The 18,979-nt window shown below is 40.4% G+C and carries 18 protein-coding genes; 12 read left to right on the forward strand and 6 right to left on the reverse strand.

Going from position 1 to position 18,979, the window contains the following annotated elements:
- Positions 1–119 precede the first annotated feature (119 nt).
- Positions 120–1,370: a DEAD/DEAH box helicase gene (locus tag OCK74_RS00745; RefSeq protein WP_279295059.1), complete on the forward strand. Its 1,251-nt coding sequence runs from the start codon at positions 120–122 to the stop codon at positions 1,368–1,370.
- A 42-nt stretch (positions 1,371–1,412) separates the two neighbouring features.
- Here the strand turns inward: OCK74_RS00745 and OCK74_RS00750 are convergent, their stop codons facing one another.
- Positions 1,413–1,931 carry a thermonuclease family protein gene (locus tag OCK74_RS00750; protein ID WP_279295060.1) on the reverse strand — a complete coding sequence of 173 codons (519 nt, stop codon included), beginning with the start codon at positions 1,929–1,931 and terminating at the stop codon, positions 1,413–1,415.
- 130 nt (positions 1,932–2,061) lie between these two features.
- On the opposite strand from OCK74_RS00750, the gene OCK74_RS00755 reads away from it, so the two are divergent.
- On the forward strand, positions 2,062–2,217 hold the full coding sequence (locus tag OCK74_RS00755; protein WP_279295061.1) for a hypothetical protein: 156 nt from the start codon (positions 2,062–2,064) through the stop codon (positions 2,215–2,217).
- Between the two features lie 357 nt (positions 2,218–2,574).
- The gene (locus tag OCK74_RS00760; protein ID WP_279295062.1) at positions 2,575–3,507 is read left to right on the forward strand and encodes a YihY/virulence factor BrkB family protein; all 933 of its coding nucleotides are present in this window, start codon (positions 2,575–2,577) and stop codon (positions 3,505–3,507) included.
- A 27-nt stretch (positions 3,508–3,534) separates the two neighbouring features.
- Here OCK74_RS00760 and OCK74_RS00765 read toward each other — a convergent pair whose 3' ends face one another.
- Positions 3,535–3,801: a hypothetical protein gene (locus OCK74_RS00765; RefSeq protein ID WP_279295063.1), complete on the reverse strand. Its 267-nt coding sequence runs from the start codon at positions 3,799–3,801 to the stop codon at positions 3,535–3,537.
- A gap of 152 nt (positions 3,802–3,953) precedes the next feature.
- On the opposite strand from OCK74_RS00765, the gene OCK74_RS00770 reads away from it, so the two are divergent.
- The 6 genes from OCK74_RS00770 to OCK74_RS00795 all read left to right on the forward strand — a co-directional run bounded on the left by OCK74_RS00770 (position 3,954) and on the right by OCK74_RS00795 (position 9,436).
- Positions 3,954–4,982 carry an asparaginase gene (locus OCK74_RS00770; RefSeq protein WP_279295064.1) on the forward strand — a complete coding sequence of 343 codons (1,029 nt, stop codon included), beginning with the start codon at positions 3,954–3,956 and terminating at the stop codon, positions 4,980–4,982.
- 124 nt (positions 4,983–5,106) lie between these two features.
- Positions 5,107–5,529, forward strand: a complete 423-nt coding sequence (locus tag OCK74_RS00775) for an OsmC family protein (RefSeq protein ID WP_279295065.1) — start codon at positions 5,107–5,109, stop codon at positions 5,527–5,529.
- 140 nt (positions 5,530–5,669) lie between these two features.
- Positions 5,670–8,048: a PAS domain-containing protein gene (locus OCK74_RS00780; protein WP_279295066.1), complete on the forward strand. Its 2,379-nt coding sequence runs from the start codon at positions 5,670–5,672 to the stop codon at positions 8,046–8,048.
- A gap of 136 nt (positions 8,049–8,184) precedes the next feature.
- Entirely contained in the window at positions 8,185–8,421 is a 237-nt protein-coding gene (locus tag OCK74_RS00785) for a hypothetical protein (RefSeq protein WP_279295067.1), read from the forward strand.
- A 396-nt stretch (positions 8,422–8,817) separates the two neighbouring features.
- Positions 8,818–9,135, forward strand: coding sequence for a hypothetical protein (locus OCK74_RS00790; RefSeq protein ID WP_279295068.1), 318 nt, complete (start codon positions 8,818–8,820; stop codon positions 9,133–9,135).
- 109 nt (positions 9,136–9,244) lie between these two features.
- The gene (locus OCK74_RS00795; protein WP_279295069.1) at positions 9,245–9,436 is read left to right on the forward strand and encodes a hypothetical protein; all 192 of its coding nucleotides are present in this window, start codon (positions 9,245–9,247) and stop codon (positions 9,434–9,436) included.
- Between the two features lie 37 nt (positions 9,437–9,473).
- On the opposite strand, the gene OCK74_RS00800 is transcribed toward OCK74_RS00795, so the two are convergent.
- Positions 9,474–11,255 (reverse strand): AMP-dependent synthetase/ligase, encoded by a 1,782-nt coding sequence (locus OCK74_RS00800; RefSeq protein ID WP_279295070.1) that lies wholly within the window; start codon positions 11,253–11,255, stop codon positions 9,474–9,476.
- A gap of 202 nt (positions 11,256–11,457) precedes the next feature.
- On the opposite strand from OCK74_RS00800, the gene OCK74_RS00805 reads away from it, so the two are divergent.
- Positions 11,458–11,769: an HPF/RaiA family ribosome-associated protein gene (locus OCK74_RS00805; RefSeq protein ID WP_279295071.1), complete on the forward strand. Its 312-nt coding sequence runs from the start codon at positions 11,458–11,460 to the stop codon at positions 11,767–11,769.
- 38 nt (positions 11,770–11,807) lie between these two features.
- Here the strand turns inward: OCK74_RS00805 and OCK74_RS00810 are convergent, their stop codons facing one another.
- The gene (locus OCK74_RS00810; RefSeq protein ID WP_279295072.1) at positions 11,808–13,937 is read right to left on the reverse strand and encodes a DUF5060 domain-containing protein; all 2,130 of its coding nucleotides are present in this window, start codon (positions 13,935–13,937) and stop codon (positions 11,808–11,810) included.
- A gap of 434 nt (positions 13,938–14,371) precedes the next feature.
- On the opposite strand from OCK74_RS00810, the gene OCK74_RS00815 reads away from it, so the two are divergent.
- Positions 14,372–16,993 (forward strand): MGH1-like glycoside hydrolase domain-containing protein, encoded by a 2,622-nt coding sequence (locus OCK74_RS00815; protein WP_279295073.1) that lies wholly within the window; start codon positions 14,372–14,374, stop codon positions 16,991–16,993.
- Between the two features lie 34 nt (positions 16,994–17,027).
- On the opposite strand, the gene OCK74_RS00820 is transcribed toward OCK74_RS00815, so the two are convergent.
- Entirely contained in the window at positions 17,028–17,540 is a 513-nt protein-coding gene (locus OCK74_RS00820) for a hypothetical protein (RefSeq protein ID WP_279295074.1), read from the reverse strand.
- Between the two features lie 196 nt (positions 17,541–17,736).
- Between OCK74_RS00820 and OCK74_RS00825 the strand changes: the two genes are divergently transcribed.
- Positions 17,737–18,261, forward strand: coding sequence for a hypothetical protein (locus OCK74_RS00825; RefSeq protein WP_279295075.1), 525 nt, complete (start codon positions 17,737–17,739; stop codon positions 18,259–18,261).
- A 469-nt stretch (positions 18,262–18,730) separates the two neighbouring features.
- On the opposite strand, the gene OCK74_RS00830 is transcribed toward OCK74_RS00825, so the two are convergent.
- The gene (locus OCK74_RS00830) at positions 18,731–18,895 is read right to left on the reverse strand and encodes a hypothetical protein (RefSeq protein WP_279295076.1); all 165 of its coding nucleotides are present in this window, start codon (positions 18,893–18,895) and stop codon (positions 18,731–18,733) included.
- Positions 18,896–18,979: the final 84 nt, after the last annotated feature.

Genomic DNA, 18,979 nt, shown 5'->3' on the forward strand with positions numbered 1-18,979 from the left:
ATCCTGCAAAGCATTGTCAAGTCCTAATGATGATGCGTATATATAAAAAGCAACTTCTTTCTTGTATTTTTAATGAACAAGTGATAGTTGATATTATTGATATTTAATTAGTTATTATTTTGACATTTGAACAATTAGGTCTTATCGAGCCCATTTTGAAAGCTGTTAAGACACAAGGCTACACAACGCCTACTCCCATTCAACAACAATCAATACCTGTTGTATTAGAAAAAAAAGACCTGTTAGGATGTGCCCAAACAGGCAGCGGCAAAACAGCTGCATTTGCGATACCGACCCTGCAACTCTTACACGCCGAAAACAGGAATCCTAATGGTTATAAACATATCAGGGCGTTGGTATTAACTCCTACAAGGGAATTGGCATTGCAGATAGACGAAAGTTTTCATGATTATGGAAGGCATACTGGTTTAAAGCATGATGTGATCTTCGGCGGTGTTTCGCAAAATACACAAACCCTTGCATTACGGAATGGGACGGATATTTTGATTGCCACGCCAGGCCGCTTGCTGGACCTGATGAACCAGGGATATGTTCATTTGGCACACCTGGAGGTATTTGTGCTGGATGAAGCTGACCGTATGCTTGACATGGGCTTTATCAGGGATATCAGGAAAATTATTAAAGAACTGCCTGAGGAAAGGCAGACTTTATTCTTCTCAGCCACAATGCCACGGGAAATTGCCGACCTGGCAGCCTCCCTGTTAAATAATCCTGTTAAACTGGAAGTGACGCCAGTTTCTACTCCTGTTGAAACCATTGAACAGTCGGTATTCATGGTCGAGAAGAAAGATAAGCAATCCTTGCTGGTGCACCTTTTACAGGAGAAAGCAATTACACGTACACTTGTTTTTACCCGCACAAAGCATGGTGCTGACCGGATTGCCAAGGCACTTTCGAAAGCAGATATCAAGGCTGATGCCATTCATGGCGACAAAAACCAGCAGGCAAGGCAAAGGGCATTGTTGAACTTCAAGAGTGGCCGGTTGAAAGTGTTAGTCGCTACTGACATAGCCGCCCGCGGTATTGACATCGATAACCTGACGCATGTTATCAACTTTGATCTGCCTAATGTGCCGGAAACATATGTGCACCGTATTGGACGTACCGGTAGGGCCGGGGCAAGTGGTATCACCTTTTCTTTCTGTGACCGGGAAGAAAGGGCTTACCTGAAGGATATCAACAAGTTGATTCCTAAGCCCATCCTGGTCAATGAAGAGCACCCATTCAAAATGAAAGTTGTGGCAGATCAGAAACAAGCTCCTAGGCCTAAGAGTAACGGTTCTTCAAAGCATTATAATAAGAACTTCAAAAGGAAAAACAATAGACCGGTTGCTGATAAAAGCGCTTAGATCTTCAATGCAGGCTAAACTGTACTCTTTTAGGGATACAGTTTAGCTTTTATCCATAACCTTTCGCTTACTCTTATTCCGTTTGTCCCTTCTCCATTCCCATGGTGGCTGTGCATTGGGCTGTTGCCATAGTCCTAAACGTCTTTCCTTTGCTTTTTCTTCAGCAATTGCCAGGTTATAGTCTTTTGAAAACTGCTTATAGTGCCATGCCAGGCCAGCTTCAATCATAGCCTGGTTGACATTACGTTTATCCATTAGGTATACTTCGCCTACTATTCGCTTGTATTGGTCGGTATCACGTACTTTCACAGTAATGTTTTTTCCCCTCAACAGGTCTCCTAAGTATTGTTTACTGGCTTGATAAAAATCCTGGCCCCGTTCAGGCGCATCAATACCATACAGCCTTATACGCATAGTCTTATTGTCACTGGTTAGTAAGGTGAACGTATCACCATCTGGAATATTAACTGCTTTTCCGTGTAGGCCTTCTTCAGTGTTCTGTTGCCGGCAGCTGCTAATAAAAAAAAGTAAAGGAAAAATAAAAAGGTAGAATCGTTTCATGTACTGGGTTGTAGGGATAAAATTAAAATTTGGAGTGAAATAAATACTACTTTGCTCCTATTCGTTATTCATCAATCGGATTATTCGTCATTTAAATAAATTACATTTGTTTCCTCTAAAACAATACACTATGGGATTGCTTACACCTAAAGGGAAAAAAGGCGATAAAAAGAATGGCGCCTCAAAAAACACCGGTTCTCAGTCTAAATTCATACTCAAAGGTTCAAAGACCTCGACAGGATTTACTAAAAAGATTAACACCGGAGGTACGCAAAGGGGCAGCTAACATAGTTCTGCTATCTTTTGAAACTTCATTCCAAAATAAAGATAGTTGAATAGCCTGGGCAATCACTCCCAGGCTATTTTATAACAGGTCATTCTTTAGCAGGTTGAAAATAATAAGCAGGTAGTAAAGACCACCTGCGTATAATTTAAATGCTTTAATGGAGTTCTGTGGTATTGCTGAGAACAGCGGCCACGCACATGAGAAAAATTGTATCAAAGGCAAGTTGGTATTTCTCATTCATAAATGGAAAAAGATTCTTTCCAAGCCTGATTTTTTTTACTTGAACGGTATGTTTCCCTTACTGAATTCTGAAATATTATAATTTGTCCTCTTTTGAGACATGGAAGAAACAACCAAATGGAAATAATAAAAGCTAAACAGGGAACATTCATCCCTGGAAAAATTGGTACACTCTTTAGGCAGGCATATATCGAGTTAGGAAAAAATGATCCCCTGCGTATGGCCGGGGCGACTGCTTTTTTTACAACATTCGCACTTCCTCCCATCCTGATCATCCTGATACAGGTGCTAGGTCTGGTGTTTGATCCGCAAAAGATCAGCAAGGAGTTATTTGATCATTTATCAGATATTATTGGTATTTCAAGCACACAGCAGGTGATTGCTACACTGACTGCTTTCCGGCGGATGGCACAAAACTGGTTGATTACCCTGGGTGGATTTATCTTTCTGCTTTTTGTGGCCACCACTCTTTTCAAAGTGATTAAAAGTTCGCTGAACCAGGTTTGGAAGATCAGGGCTGTAGAACGAGTACCCTTTAAGGCCGTTTTAGGAAGCCGGCTTATTTCCATTATGGTAATTGTATTGGCCGGTGTTCTCTTTGTAATAGGTCTTATTGCAGAAGGTGGGCAGGCTTTTTTGTGGGGATACATGAAAGAACTACTGCCTAATGCTGCCAGGTACTTCAATAGTGTATTGAATTACTTGGTTTCAGTAGTGATTGTGACTATTTGGTTTGCGTTTGTTTTTCGCTTTCTGCCTGATGCCCGCCCGCAATGGCATGTTGCCTTGACAGGAGCTTTTGTTACGAGCCTGTTGTTCAATTTGGGAAGGTTGATCCTGCATTGGTTGCTTTCATACAGTAACATAGATAACTTGTATGGCGCTTCTGGTTCTATTGTACTGCTTTTATTGTTTGTATTTTACTCTTCACTGATCTTGTATTTTGGTGCTGCTTTTACAAAAGTTTGGGGTATTAGTAAGGGGTGTCCCATTGAACCCCTGCCGCATGCCATACACTACCAGATTGTAGAAGCCGACGGACTAGAATGAGCTGGACAAGGGGTGAGGCGTGATGGGTTACACTTCTTGCGGTAAATGCAAATATTTTTCAACTGCGATGGTGATACATTCTATCAAGTCAAGGACAATTATATTGTTGCCTTGTATATTGGTAAATCCATCTACGTTATTGTAGTTTACCTTTCCACCAGGAAGTAAATGATGCAGGGAAGGATCGGCTATGTGGTAGCTAACGGAAAAAAAGTTATGAGCAGCAGATATTTTTACCAGTGCAGGATACTCCTTTTTCCCGTAATTAAAGTCAACTGTAAAGATTCTTCCCATAGTTTTATTTTTTTTAAGGAAATATGTGCAGCCATTTTGGGAGACTACTGCTGCCTTGAGGAAGGCTGAAAAGCGCAGCAATAGAGGAACGTCTTCAAAGTTAAGTGTTTCTGTATATAAATTATAACGGATATTGTAAAGTTAAAATAGCTATGACCAGGATTCTGATCATTTATACGGGCGGTACAATCGGGATGATTAATGACCCGGTGACCGGTGTGCTAAGGCCTTTTGATTTTAGTCAGATTGTAGAAAATGTTCCTGAACTAAAGCGTTTGGATTACCAGATAACTGTTCATTCATTTGATCCGATCATTGACTCTTCAGATATGCACCCTGGTATCTGGGTGGAAATTGCTAGTAAAATAGAAGAAAATTACCAACAGTTTGATGGCTTTGTGATTCTGCATGGTTCAGATACTATGGCTTTTACCGCTTCAGCCTTGAGTTTTATGTTGGAAGGTTTGAACAAGCCTGTTGTGTTTACGGGGTCTCAACTACCTATTGGTGAAATACGCACAGATGCAAAGGAAAATTTGATTACAGCCCTCGAGATTGCATCCGCAAAAGAAAGCGGTAAAGCAAAAGTCCCCGAGGTAAGTATCTATTTTGATTTTCAATTGTTTCGAGGCAATCGTACCATCAAATACAATTCTTCAAATTTTGAAGCCTTCCGTTCGCCCAATTACCCCTTACTCGCTGAAGCCGGAGTACACCTGCGATTTCATGATACTAATATTATGGCCTGCAATAACCGTGATTTGAACGTGCATAAAGAGATGAAATGTTCAATTAATGTACTGAAGCTGTATCCAGGTATTCCCAAAAAAACTGTGGAAGCTATACTTCATTCAGATGTTGATGCCATTGTAATGGAAACCTTTGGCTCTGGCAATGCTAGTACAGAAGGTTGGTTCCTGAATTCTTTACAATCAGCGATCAATAATGGAAAAACTATTGTAAATATTTCTCAGTGCAAGGCAGGTTCAGTTGAATTAGGACGTTATGATACAAGCAGGAGTCTAAAAGAAATGGGGGTGGTCAGCGGTTATGATATGACCTTTGAAGCTGCTGTCACGAAGTTGATGTACCTCATGGGAAAGGGCCTGTCGAATGATAAGTTAAGAGCTTCCCTGGAGACCAGCTTAAGTGGGGAGTTGACCAGGCCGGTTGATGTATAGATTGAATCTTTTTTCATTCTGTTTGTTATTAGTTGCCTTTAGCTTTGAAAACTTGTTCTTGTTTTTACATTCCAGCTTTCAAATACTTAATTTAGCCTTTTATAACACTCTTAATTTAGAATTTATGATACGTAAAGCAACAGCCGTTTGGAACGGTTCAGGAAAAGAAGGAAAAGGAAATCTTACAACACCAAGCAGTGTATTAAACAATACACCTTATTCATTTAAAGACCGTTTTGAAGATGGTTCAGGTACTAACCCCGAAGAATTGATTGCGGCGGCCCATGCTGGTTGTTTCACCATGAAACTAACATTTATTTTGGGGGAAAGCGGCATTACACCTGAGAATCTTCAAACAAGGTGCGAGCTTACTTTCGAAAACGGTGCTGTTACAAAGTCTCATCTCATTGTTGAGGGAAGGGTTTCTGGTATCAGCGAAGAAAAATTCCAGGAAGATGTAAAAAATGCAGCACAAAACTGCCCTATTTCTAAATTGTTGAAACCAGGGCTGCAGGAGCTTACTTCAGAAGCTAAGCTGATATCTTAATTTGTTATTGCTAAATAATAAAAAAGTTTCCAGCTCCTGGTAATCTTTCCTGGTATCTGGAAACTTCTTTTTTTCTGCTTGTTTTTTATTGCTAAATTTTGTTCGCCCTCGTTAGATAATTAAGTAACCCAGAAACGAAGATGAGGCCAACTGACTCAAATGCAATAAATATTCTAATTATTGAGGATAATCCTGCAGATTTTCATTTGCTAGGAAAGTTGCTGCGGTCTAGCCTGCTGAAAATTGGCCATTTATATAACGTTTCTGACATTCAGGAAGCCAAAAATGAACTGAATAAAAGCACAATTGATCTTATTTTATTAAGCCTTCCCCAATCTGAGCGTTCTGGTATTGATTCTTATCTGAATATTCGGACTTTATTTGAAAGCATACCAGTTATTCTTCTTTCAGCAAAGAATGATGAAAATATAGCCATTGAAGCAATAAAAAATGGCGTGCAGGATTTTTTGCTGAAAGAAGAAATTACGGCTGATCGTTTATATAAATCCATAAAGTACAGTTTCGAAAGAAATCGGAATTTAATAAGGTTAAAGGAAAGTAACGAACGGTTCAGTGCAGTAGCCAATGCAACGCATGATGCTGTATGGGACTGGGATTTGAAGAAGAATGTTATATGGTGGGGATCAGGATTTATGAAGCTTTTCGGGTACGAGAATGAAGAAACAGGAGCTGAATTCTGGTATAACCACATACACCCGGATGATCGAGAAAGGGTGATCAACTCTATTCATAATGTCATTTATTATGGCGGTACCAAATGGTCTGCTGAATACCGCTTTAAGAAGGCGGATGGATATTATGTTTACATTTTTGACCGGGGATATACCATTAGAGGCGAAGATGGGCAAACGGTTAAGATGGTGGGTAGCATGATGGATATAACAGCTGCAAAAAATGCAGAGCAGGAGTTGAAAGAAAGCGAGGAGAGGTTCCGTTCACTGGCAAACCAGGCTCCGATGTTTATTTGGATAGCAGGCGCAGATGCCAATGTAACTTATGCAAATAAGGCTTTGCTGGATTATTTTGGTCTTACATCATATATAGGACTCACTGGTCAGAGCTGGCGGCAGAGGGTGCATCCAGCAGATGAAGCATATGTAAACGAAGTCTTTTCATATGCTATTGAGTTAAGAAAGCCATATGAATTAGAATGCCGCATGAAATCTGCCAGTGGAGAGTATCGCTGGCTATTTTATAAAGGCGTGCCACGTATAATGGCTAACGGCCAGTTTGAGGGTTTCATTGGGACAGCTATAGATATTCACGACCGCAAACAAGCAGAGGCTAGTTTACTGGAAAGTGAAGAGCGCCTCCGTATTGCAGTTGAATCAACGTCCTTGGGTACATGGGATTATTACCCCATTACCGGAGACCTTATATGGTCGGCCAACTGTAAGAAAATGTTTGGCTTATCAACGGATGACCACATTGATTATGATCTTTTTGTGCAGGCAATTCATCCCGAAGATCGTGACAGCGTTTTAAAAGAATTTCAAAAGCATCTGACACCAGGGGCTGATGTCCATTTTACTATAGAATTCCGTGCTATTGGTATAAAAGATAAACAATTGCGTTGGATACAATCAACAGGCAGGTCATTTTTTAACCATGATGGAGCTGCACATCGTTTGATTGGAATGATGATGGATATTACCCAACAGAAACAGGCCCGGGAAACACTTGAAAAAAGTGCAGAGATGTTAGAAAAAATGGTGCAGGAGCGAACACATGAATTGCAGAATGCAAATGAGAATTTAAAAAAGTCAAATGCAGAACTGGAGCAATTTGCCTATATAGCTTCGCATGACTTGCAGGAGCCCCTTAGAAAAATTTTGATTTTCAGTGATCAGCTGCAAAGCAGCATTTTTTCGAAGTCATCATTTGATGAACAGGTTTGGCTTGAAAAGATTCGTTTTTCAGCAAAACGCATGAGTATTCTGATCAAAGACCTGCTTGAATATTCACGACTGATCAATAAAACTGAGTTTGTACAATTTACTTCAGTTGATCTCAATAAAGTTGTTCATCACATAATGACCGATCTTGAAGTGGTCATTCAACAGAAGGGCGCAACAGTTCAGGTGGATAACCTTCCTATAGTCGAAGCTGTAGAAGTTCAAATGAATCAGTTGTTTTATAATCTCCTTTCTAATAGCCTTAAATTCATTGCCCAGGATCGACCCTCAGTAATAAAAATTGAAACCTCAGTACTTTCTGAAGATGAACGGTTGAAGCATAATCTTAGGGCAGGTAAAGATTACTGTAAGATTATTTTTTCTGATAATGGTATTGGCTTTAACCAGGAGTTCGCCGAGCAGATTTTTACTATTTATAAGCGTTTACATACTAAAGACAAATATCCTGGTACAGGCATCGGGCTGGCTTTATGCCGTAAAGTTGTAGAGAATCATAATGGAGTAATCTATGCAGAAGGTAAAGAAAATGAAGGCGCTGCATTTATTGTTATCCTTCCTTTGCAGCAGCTGAAAGAGGTTTAAGAATTTAATGCCTCACTTGATAAACATAGTACAAAACGGCATAGTTTTTTGGGCTGCTTGCGTAGTAAATTCAATGTGACCTTGATGATTCATTCACTTGAAAAACAATATTTTTTTCATTTTAAAATGATAGGTTATGGCAGAAAATTCAAGAAATCAAAATAGAAAACCCGAACGTAAAACTAAAAACATGAAAACCACCAGCGATGATTTAAATGCTGGTAGTAAACACCAGATTTCAGGAAACAGGGGAATCTCTGATTTGGAATCTGGAGCATCTATTGGTCGCAATGTAAGAACAAGAGGCTCCGGTTTATCCACTAAAAGAGGTGTAAGCGGCAGTGATTACGACGGGCAGAATGTTGTTGAATAATAATGAACACAAATTAAAAGCCCTTGTATAAACAGGAATATACAAGGGCTTTTTTGAAGGTTTAAAAGGATTTTATTTCAAGTGCGTGTGATCGTGAGTAAGGTGATTTCTTAAATATTTACAGGCACATCGCTTGTTCTTCTTGTTCAGTTTTTTCAACTTGCTTACTAGGTTCCACTATTGATTTTCAAACTCTTCTGTTGATTTTCATGCCTTATATACTATTTGTGAGTTGTTGATTTACTTCTACATTAAAGCAGTTTATGAAAACTCTGCATTTGTAATAATTGAACCGCCTTAAAGTCAAAAGCTGATGGGCACAATGTTTTTATTTGGGCACGATGTTTTTATTATAAACATTACCCTTAATTTTTTTTGACTTTAAAATCTACAGTTATGGCAGAAAACAGAAATCAAAATCAAGGACAAGATCAAAACAGATCTTCTAACACAGGCGACCAATCCCAATCTGGCCAAAGCGGCATGGGGTCCCAGCAAGGACAGGGGGGTACCCAACGTGGCTCTCAGCAGGGCCAGCAAGGTAGCCAACAAGGTACCAGTGGTACTCAAAGCGGTGACCAAAGTGGAAGACAATCTGGTTCTGGCTCTGGCTGGGGTTCACAGCAAGGTGGCAGTGGAAAAGGAATGGATAGTGGAGACGCTGGAAGAGGCAGTACAACTAGTGACACCAAACGCGACAAAGGCGGAATGTAATCCGTTGATTTAGAACGGATATTAGTTATTAATTGACAACTCAATACGCCCCGAACAATGTGTTCCGGGGCGTATTGACTTTAACCATTCATTGCTTAAAAAAATAATTATGAAAGAAGATAAAGACATAAAACAACGACCTGAGGCATATCCGAAGCCTACACAAACAGATCATCAGTTAAAGAACCAGGATGAATTCATACAGGTTCAGAATGACAGGGAAGATGACCAAATTCCTCAACGCCAGGAAAATAATACTGGAGAGCGGGAAAGATTCAATGATTTTGGAAGAGGAATTTGATGAATAAAATTTGGAGATTTCAAATCTCCAAATTTTATTACTGATAAATTCGTTCAATTATTAGGTGATATTTTTCCATAATCACTTTACGTCTCAATTTTAAATTAGGTGTTAGTTCGCCGCCTTCAATCGACCAGGTATAAGGCAGGAGTTCAAATTTTTTGATTTGTTCTACCTGGCTGAAGTTCTTATTGAGTTCATCTACTATTTCTTTGAAGCGCTGTTTTACAGCCGGATGCACAATCATATCCTCGTTATTATGAGCATCTATGCCATTGCTTTTACACCAGTTTTTCATAACATGAAAAGCAGGGACAATCAATGCTCCGGCAAATTTTTTATTTGCTCCAACTACCATGATTTGGTCAATCAAAGGATCTTCCACCATTTTATTTTCAATAGGCTGGGGTGCTATGTATTTGCCCCCTGAAGTTTTAAATATTTCCTTTTTACGATCGGTGATCTTTAAAAAGAAATTATCTACTAAGGTGCCAATATCACCTGTATGTAACCAGCCGTCTTTGATCGCTTCCTCTGTTAAGTCGGGTCTTTTATAATAGCCCATCATCACATTGGGGCCTTTGCACAGGATTTCCCCATCCTCAGCAATTTTTACCTGAACACCATCAATTACTGGCCCTACAGTTCCAAACATCCTTTGCTCAGGCTTCAAACCATTTACACTAATAACCGGGGATGTTTCAGTCTGTCCGTAGCCTTCCAGTATCGGTACTCCTGCTGCTGTAAAAATCCGGATCATTTTTACAGGACAGGCCGCCGCACCTGTAACAATGAACTGAACTTCATTACCCAGTGCTTCCCGCCACTTACTAAACACAATTTTATTGGCTAATCGCAACTGCAGGCGGTAAGAATAACTTCCTGGTTTTTTGATGTCATATTGATTGGCTAGCGAGAGTGCCCAGAAGAATAACTTCTTTTTGACACCGGTAAGCGCTTCTGCTTTTGACATAATGCGCTCATAAACTTTTTCCAACAGGCGGGGTACAGTGGTAAACATGTGAGGTTTTACGTCCTTCAATGCATCACCCAGATTATCGAGATTTTCAGGGTAATAAATATTGGCGCCGGAAAACAAAAAAAGGTATGTAACCATACGCTCAAAAATGTGATTCAGCGGAAGAAAACTAATCACCCTGGTCTTTTTGCTTAGATTAAAATGGGGTAATGTGCTCATTACGTTGCTGAGTACATTGTGGTGCGATAGCATAACACCTTTAGGTGTACCGGTCGTGCCAGAAGTATAAATAATGGTAAATAAATCTTCAGTATTAATACGCTCAGATATAGACGTCAAATGTTTAAAATGCTCATGCTTTCCTTCTGATAGAATATCTTTCCAGTGCTTTACTTCATTTAATTTCTCGAAGCTGTAAACGCCCCGAACAGATGGTGTTTTGATGAGTACATTTTGAACTTTTTGATGCATGTCGGCATCATTGACAAAGACCATTTTCACTTGTGCATCATTCAATGCAAACTCAAGGTCACTAATGTGTACGGTTGGATAAATCGGAACCAGGATGGCTCCTGTCTTTTGTACAGCAAGATCGAGAAATATCCATTCCGGGCGATTTTTTGAAAGAATGGCTATTTTATCCCGTCCCTCAATAGACATATCGTTCCCGCTAATACCCAATGCTAATAGTCCTGCCGCCAGTTTGTCTACAATGTCGATGATTTCTTTTGTGCTATATCTGCGCCACTTGCCATCTTCCTTGGCGGCAAGCGCTGTTTCCACAGATCCCATGTTTAGCTGTTCTTCAAGACAATCGAATAGTCTGCGCGGCTTGCTCATACTTTAATTTTTGTATTACATCTGCGATAATACAATTTAACTATTTAAAAAAAGAAATAAAAGGTAGGAACCTAATTTTTTGTAAAACTCTCTTGATTGACGAATAAGTTATTGTCACTTCCGCCAGAACCAATTCATCATTCCCGGCCACCCCTGTTGGTACGAAAATAGTTCTGTACCTTAAACTGTAAAACAATTTCATATGGACATAATTATTCAATCGCTCGGATTTAAGGCCAGTAACGACCTGGAGGCCTTTATTCATGAAAAACTGGATAAATTGATTAGTAAGGATCAGATCATTCGTGCCAACGTAGTATTATTCCATGGCGCCGATAATAACCCTGAAAGTAATTATTGTGAAATTAGACTGGAAATGCCTGGCGATGACCCCTTTGCAAAAAGAAGCAGCCCTTCTTTTGAGCAGGCTGTTGTAGATACTGTTGAAGTTTTGCAAAAGCAATTGCGCAAGGCAAAAGAAAAACAAGTTGGCCGCAACCAGGGACAAGCATAGTTATTGGGCAAACCAAAAAAGCTCCTGGTTATTAGCAATCAGGAGCCTTTATTTCTTAATATCTCTTTGTTTCTAACAATTACAGCGCTATTGATAAGGAGTACGACCCAATCTTCGGTATTAGAGCTCGGTGCAGTCCCGATATTTATATTCCCTCCTCCCGTTACCGTTTTCATGGATCCTTCAAAAGCACCAGTACGTGGATTATACCATCTTTGTTGAAACACGCCAGGAACACCCGTAAGGTTAAGGGTGCCTCCAAGTGATGCATTGGGTAAGTACACTGCATAAACTTCGCCTGTTTTCGCAAATACCTGGCCTCCGCCGAAGGCGGTTGATTCTGCGGTCAATAAGCCGTCATTTGGCTGCATTTGCCAAAATGGAAGATTTTCCTCCATAAATTTTCGTGCATACCACGTCCACGTCCAAAGCGGTTCATAGGGCCTGAAGTCCTGAAGTGATTGATCAAGGCTTCCAAAATAATATTCGAGTCCTGCGCCGCCTGAAAAATAGGTTGGCCAGAGAATCTCCTTACGCTGAATGATCATGTTAGAGGTTGTAGTTACTCTTAATTCATCAAGGCAAATCGGAAGAGGTCTGCCTGCATTACTTGTTTTTGTACGCCATGATTCCACTTCGGCACCTCTGCCGGCCGTAGACCCGGCATATTGAAAAGAGGTTACACTGAACCTGGAATCTCCTAAAAATGGTGTCCAGGCTGTATTTGGATTCCCATAATTGTGTACTGTAACAGGATGATTGTATGGATCAACATCCAGAACATACTGAGCCCATGACTTAATCATAGAAGGCTGTATGGGCAGCTGATAATTATATTCCTCACAAAGGTTCCATACAAGGGCATTGTGATGACCAAAGCGGGCTATCAATTCACGGTAGAACAATTTGCGTTCTTTGCCCAGTGTTGCGTTATCCAATTCCTGCTTGTTTGCAGCTTCGGCTTCATTCAGGACGAAATGCAACAGGATGCCTTTCTTTTGAGCATGACTAAATATTTGTTCCCATTTAGCAAGCTTATTGATGTCATAATGTACATTATCATTGCCCGAACTTCCTGATTTAACAATTGGTCCTGCAAATGGCCAGGTATCTTGTGCATCACCACCAATATTCATGGGCATGAAATAGATTGAATTAACATTGAAGCTGCCCAGATAGTTAAGGGCTCCGATGATTCCCTTACCCTGGCCATTATTCCAGTCAGGGTCGCCACTTTTCCAATCTATAATATGATTGGAAAACGGGAGCGCAATAAAATTTTCAGGGCTGTTTGTTCCACCCTTGATCCAATAAGAACCATCCTGGCATTTCAGATAGAGTCCATTTGAATATTCAAGCCGGCCATGCCTGAGAAAGCCTGGAGCAGTGGCATCTGCGGGAGCAATCGTAAAGTTACCGGTGGCACCATCTATGCTGACTGGCGATCCTGCCAACTGGTTGAGGTCAATTGCAACATTCGTCCCTTTTCTAAAAGAAATAGCATATTTCCATGTCCCGCTTTCATCAGGATTAAATCTCACCCTCCAGCAATTACCGCTTGCTCCGCCCTTTCCATCACCATCAAAAAATCCAGGCACATTGTAAGTTTTACTGGTAGCTGCGTGCGAGAAAGTCACCTGAAGTTTATAATCAAGAAAAGGATTTGGCGATACACTGCTTTGGCTCGATGGAGGACCTGTAAAATCAATTGTAATTGGCTGCCATTTTTTGAGAGACCCTGTAATGACGCCGCCGTTATTATCTACGATCTGGAAATTCACGGTTAAGGCGGTGCCGGCCGTTCCTCCTCCGCCTGTTGCTGAATAGGGTGTAGCTTTCAACGTATAAGAGCCAACTGATGGTGTCCATGAATTATAATTGCCATTATTATCACCAAACAATGCATAAGGTATTATGTTTTCAGTTTTTGTTGTGCTTTGCCTGCCGCTCAGGTTAAATACTACACTTGGTACTTGAACCGGGCTAGTGTTAGCTCGTATATTTAAATTTCTGCTGGGCAGGGTAGCCAGGTTTAGGGTTGTTCCATTACTTAAGGTTTGAATGTCCTGTTCATTATCTGCATTTACCAATGTGAAACTTGTAACTGAGATTGCCTGGAAAGCTGAAAGTTGTGTTTTGCTTACTTTATTTAGCTTTATCAGAAACATTCCGGATGATTTGACATCTCGTTTTAAGGTACTATAATCAATTTGATGAGATGCAAATTGATTATATAAACTATTGACAAGAATAAGTGAAAGCAATAAGATCAATAAGCGCCCTGGTTCTTTAAATGGGAGATCCCTGTTCATTTAAATGCTCATTTGATTTGGAATGACTCAAATGCACTTTTGGTGGAATAAAAAGCATGATGCTTTAGTAAAACAAGCAGCAAGATTGTGCCAATGTGTTTGTGGTAACAGGGATATTTTTAATCATCATCTTTTATTCCAGGATTAACCTTTGCCAGGCCGATCGTTTTGGGATCTCCTGAGTGTTTTCCTGTATAGTTGAGATTGGTTCCATTATTGCTCTTGCAACTATTGCACGAGCATACTGCTGTGTTTGTATGAAAGATAATGTTAACCAAAGACTACAAAAAATGACTGAAGAACATAAACGGCTCGAAATCAATTATCATAAGAAAATTCCCTTGGAACATTGGGGGCCTTACTTGAGCGAGCGGCAATGGGGAACAGTTCGGGAAGACTATAGTAGCAATAGCGATGCCTGGCATTACTTCCCTTTCGACCATGCACATTGTCGCACTTACCTGTGGGGCGAAGACGGACTTGCTGGCATCTCCGACTTTTTTCAAAACCTTTGTTTTGCTTTTGCGTTCTGGAATGGGAAAGATAAAATACTAAAAGAACGACTCTTCGGACTAGCAAATAGTGAAGGCAACCACGGCGAAGATGTGAAGGAATTGTATTATTATCTCGATAATCTGCCTACTCACTATTATATGGAATATTTGTACAAATATCCCCAACAGGAATTTCCTTACCACAAATTGCGCAAAGAAAACCGCAATCGTACCAGGTTTGAGCCTGAATACGAAATTCTGGATACCGGTTTGTTTGATAATAACGAATACTTTGACGTGCTGATTACCTATGCAAAAGAAAATGCGGAAGATATTTTCATTAAGTTAGAAATTAAGAATCGCTATCATAAGCCTGCTGTAATTACTGTCTTGCCTACACTATGGTTTTATAATCGGTGGCAATACAACGCCAATGAAAAAAAACCATCCATTACACTACAAACTGAGCATTCCGTAAAAGCAACTTACCATCGATTGGGCGAATACTATTTTTATTTCCCTCTGGCCCAACACTATCTGTTCACAGAAAATGAAACCAATACGGAGATTGTTACAGGAAGAACCAACCGGTCGCTTTTTACAAAAGATGCTTTTCACAATGCTATCATCAAAGGCGAAAATTTGGACATACTGGAGCAGAAAAAATCAGGAACAAAGTTTTCTCCTGTCTATCATTTAAAAATTAAAGGAGGGGCAACCCAAACAATTTATTTCCGGCTAAGTAAGCAAATGCATGATGTTCCTTTTCCACCGCATTTCGAAACCATCTTTTCCGTCCGCAAGCAAGAAGCTAATGACTTTTATGCCTCCCTTTGTCCTAAAGGTTGCTCAAAAGACCTGGCCAATATACAGCGGCAAGCCATAGCTGGTTTGCTTTGGAGCAAACAATATTACCATTATGACATTGAAAGATGGTTAAATACAAGCGATGGTATTACGCCGGTAAACCGTCAGAAACAAAATGGACGCAACTGGGACTGGCATCACCTGAAAAACCAGGATATAATTGCTATGCCTGATAAATGGGAATATCCCTGGTACGCAGCCTGGGACCTTGGTTTCCATTGTATTGCACTGGCAATGATTGATTTCTCTTTCGCCAAGAACCAATTGCAGTTGATTATGAGGGAATGGTACATGAAACCTGATGGGCAATTGCCTGCTTACGAGTGGCACTTCAGTGATGTGAATCCTCCTGTGCAGGCATGGGCCGCCCTTCAGGTGTATCATATGGAAAAAAAGCAAACCGGGAAAGGCGATATTATTTTTCTTAAAAAGATTTTCCAGAAGTTGATCATCAATTTTACCTGGTGGATCAACCGGAAGGATTCCAATGGTAATAACATTTTTCAAGGTGGTTTCCTGGGGCTAGATAACATTGGCGTATTTAACCGGAATCTGGAATTGCCTCAGCACATGCAGTTGGAGCAAGCCGATGGTACAGGTTGGATGGGCCTGTATGCTTTAAACATGATGGATATCGCTCTGGAGATTGCGGAACACGACATTTCATTCGAAGATTCCGTTACTAAGTTTTTTGAACACTTTGTGCTTATTGCCGAGGCCTTGAATGCTCACTATATGTGGAACAATGAAGATAAATTTTTCTATGATGCCATTTTCATTGAAGGCCATGAGCCCCAACAGTTACGCATCCAGTCTGCTGTAGGTTTGATCAGTCTTTTTGCAGTTTCTATAATTGAAAAAAAGATCTTTGATAAGCTCTCTGATTTCAAAAAGCGTTTTAAGTGGTTTGAAAATTACCGTTTAAAAAATAATCGTTTTTGGCCATACGAAGAACATGGGAAAAAAGAAAGCACATTGATTTCCCTGATCAGGAAAGAGCGCCTGTTACATCTTCTGGAACGGCTGCTGAATGAAGAGGAATTTTTATCACCTGGGGGTATCAGGGCATTGTCAAAGTATCACGAAACGCATCCCTACACTTTTTACCTGACTGGTTATACTCATACCATTCAATATGAACCTGGTGATTCTACTTCTGATATGTTTGGTGGTAACTCTAACTGGCGTGGGCCTGTTTGGCTACCGATCAATTACCTCATTATCCAGGCTTTGCGTCGGTATGGCGAATTTTACCAGGATAGTTTAATGGTAGAATATCCAACTGGTTCCGGAAATAGATTGAATCTTTTACAAATCTCAGACGAACTGACCCGCCGTATTATCAGTTTATTTGAGAAAGATGAAAATGGAAATCGGCGTTTACATGGAAAATATAACCCTTTCTACCAAAAGCCAGAAAATCAGCACCTGCTACTATTCTATGAATATTTCCATGGCGACACGGGCTCTGGCCTTGGTGCAAGTCATCAGACCGGCTGGACTGCCCTGGTCGCAGAGTTGATCAATAGATTACAAACTGAATACAAATAATAGGTGTAATTGTCCTTCTTAAAAAAGTTACTTTTTAGCGGCCAGTCTTAAGTTCTTCACCTGTTAGGAAATAATAAAGATTCTGCAATTGATGTAAGTGATAAAAGTTGTTGCTGGCAGGTAAGCCATTGACAGTTGCACGGCCAAAGCACTCCCCATTACTTTTTATATAGGCAAAAATCTCGTTTTTATTATTGCCAATAATGGGGAGTGTCAAAATGAACTCCCTTGCACTGGGTGCAAGTGGATAGTCCTTATTTTCTATAAATCCGTATTTCTCCAGTAATTCAGATTTCAATACTACCGGGAAGAGCAATTTGGCGTCCCCCTTCGACAGCAGGTCAAAATGCTCAAAAGTGCATGGTACCATACTGATCCTGTTATTTATCTTTTGTAGTATAAAATTCCCGAGTCTTAATTCTTGTTCCTTGATCATGCGGTAAAAATAGGAAACCCAAACAGAAACGATTCGCTTATCTCCTGTCCTGGCGGGATCCCGTTTAGTGTCATTATACCGGACAACTGCCTCCTGGCCTGCTCTTTTCATCCATGCGCCAACAGTTGACAATGCGTGCCACTTTTCAATAAGAGTAGGAAACTGGGCATAAATATTTACAAATTGCCAAGTTTGTTGCTTAAATAACAGCTTTCAGCATAAAAATTGCTCTATTTGACCAGCTCTGCTGGCTGGCATTTTATTTATAGATATGATAACAGACAGTTGATAATATAAAATATTTGAAATGAAAACATCAACCGCATTCGCTGGTGGACTTGCTGGAGCATGTGCACTAACCGTTGTACACGAATTGGTAAGAAAAGCAGACAGCCAGGCGCCCCGTCAGGACAAGCTGGGCATGCAGGTCCTTGCCAAAACTTTACACAAAGCCAATAAACCTGTGCCTTCACAAAAACAGTTGCGCAATTGGGCTCTTGCCGGTGATATTGTATTGAACAGCCTTTATTATAGCCTTGCAGGAGCGGGCAAACCGAAGAATGTCTTTCTTCGTGGTGTCATCCTTGGGGCTGCTTCAGGTTTAGGTACTTTGTTCCTGCCTAAATATATGGGACTTGATAATAGCTATTCAAACCGGAGTTCAAAAACGAAAGTGCTTTCTGTTGCTTTGTATGTGATCGGCGGATTAGCAGCTGCAGCGGCCATAAAGGCACTTACAAAATCAGATAAGGAAGATCAAAAAGAAAGAGAGCAGCGTACCGATGAATATATGGGGTATGAAACTACAGCACCTTTAGATGGATATTGGTAGACTAACCCCCGCTCATGACCTTTTCTTGCACAGAAATTATTGATCCCTTATGTTGATAGGAGTGTAAAAAATGAGTTGGATATAATAGAAAGTGACCGTAAAAATGAAGACAGCAAAGGGTTTTAGAGGAAGTCAGTGGCTTTTGGCATGATTGTATAGGAAAAAAGTTGTTGGTTACAGGCTTGATTTCGAACCTACATTTGTGAAACAAAACGAGAGCGAAAAGATATAGTGAACAGAACCCGGATCGTTTTACAAAAGCTGTGTAACCAGCCTGAAAATTATTTTGATCTCTTTTCATATGGCAAGCAATCGTTAGACGCCCTTTGTTTCTACAAGGGGCTTTTTTTTTCCTTATGAGCATCTCAACCTGTTGATTTACCTGATCTTTCTTAAACTTTCAAGTTCTACCCGTTGCCAATTTGCATGAGCCTAACAGTAATGCTCAACTGAAGACAACAAAAATGGCCTACTGCCTTCCATACCCCCTTCCAGGCTCCCCTCTGCTCCCATAATGCTTCACCACAAAACACTTCCCAATCGAGCCCCGGATCATGCCCAACAAGAGTCTAGGTACCTTCTTGCCATCCTTGATCACCACCCTTTCTTTACTATTGATATAGACCTGTTCCATATAGCTCATCCATTTATACCCTAAAGCTACTCCGCCCCACCCACAAGCAAAAACCTTATGGCCGATTTGGCAGAAAATGGCAGG

It is taken from the genome of Paraflavisolibacter caeni (genome assembly GCF_025628885.1).
GTDB lineage: Bacteria > Bacteroidota > Bacteroidia > Chitinophagales > Chitinophagaceae > Flavisolibacter > Flavisolibacter caeni.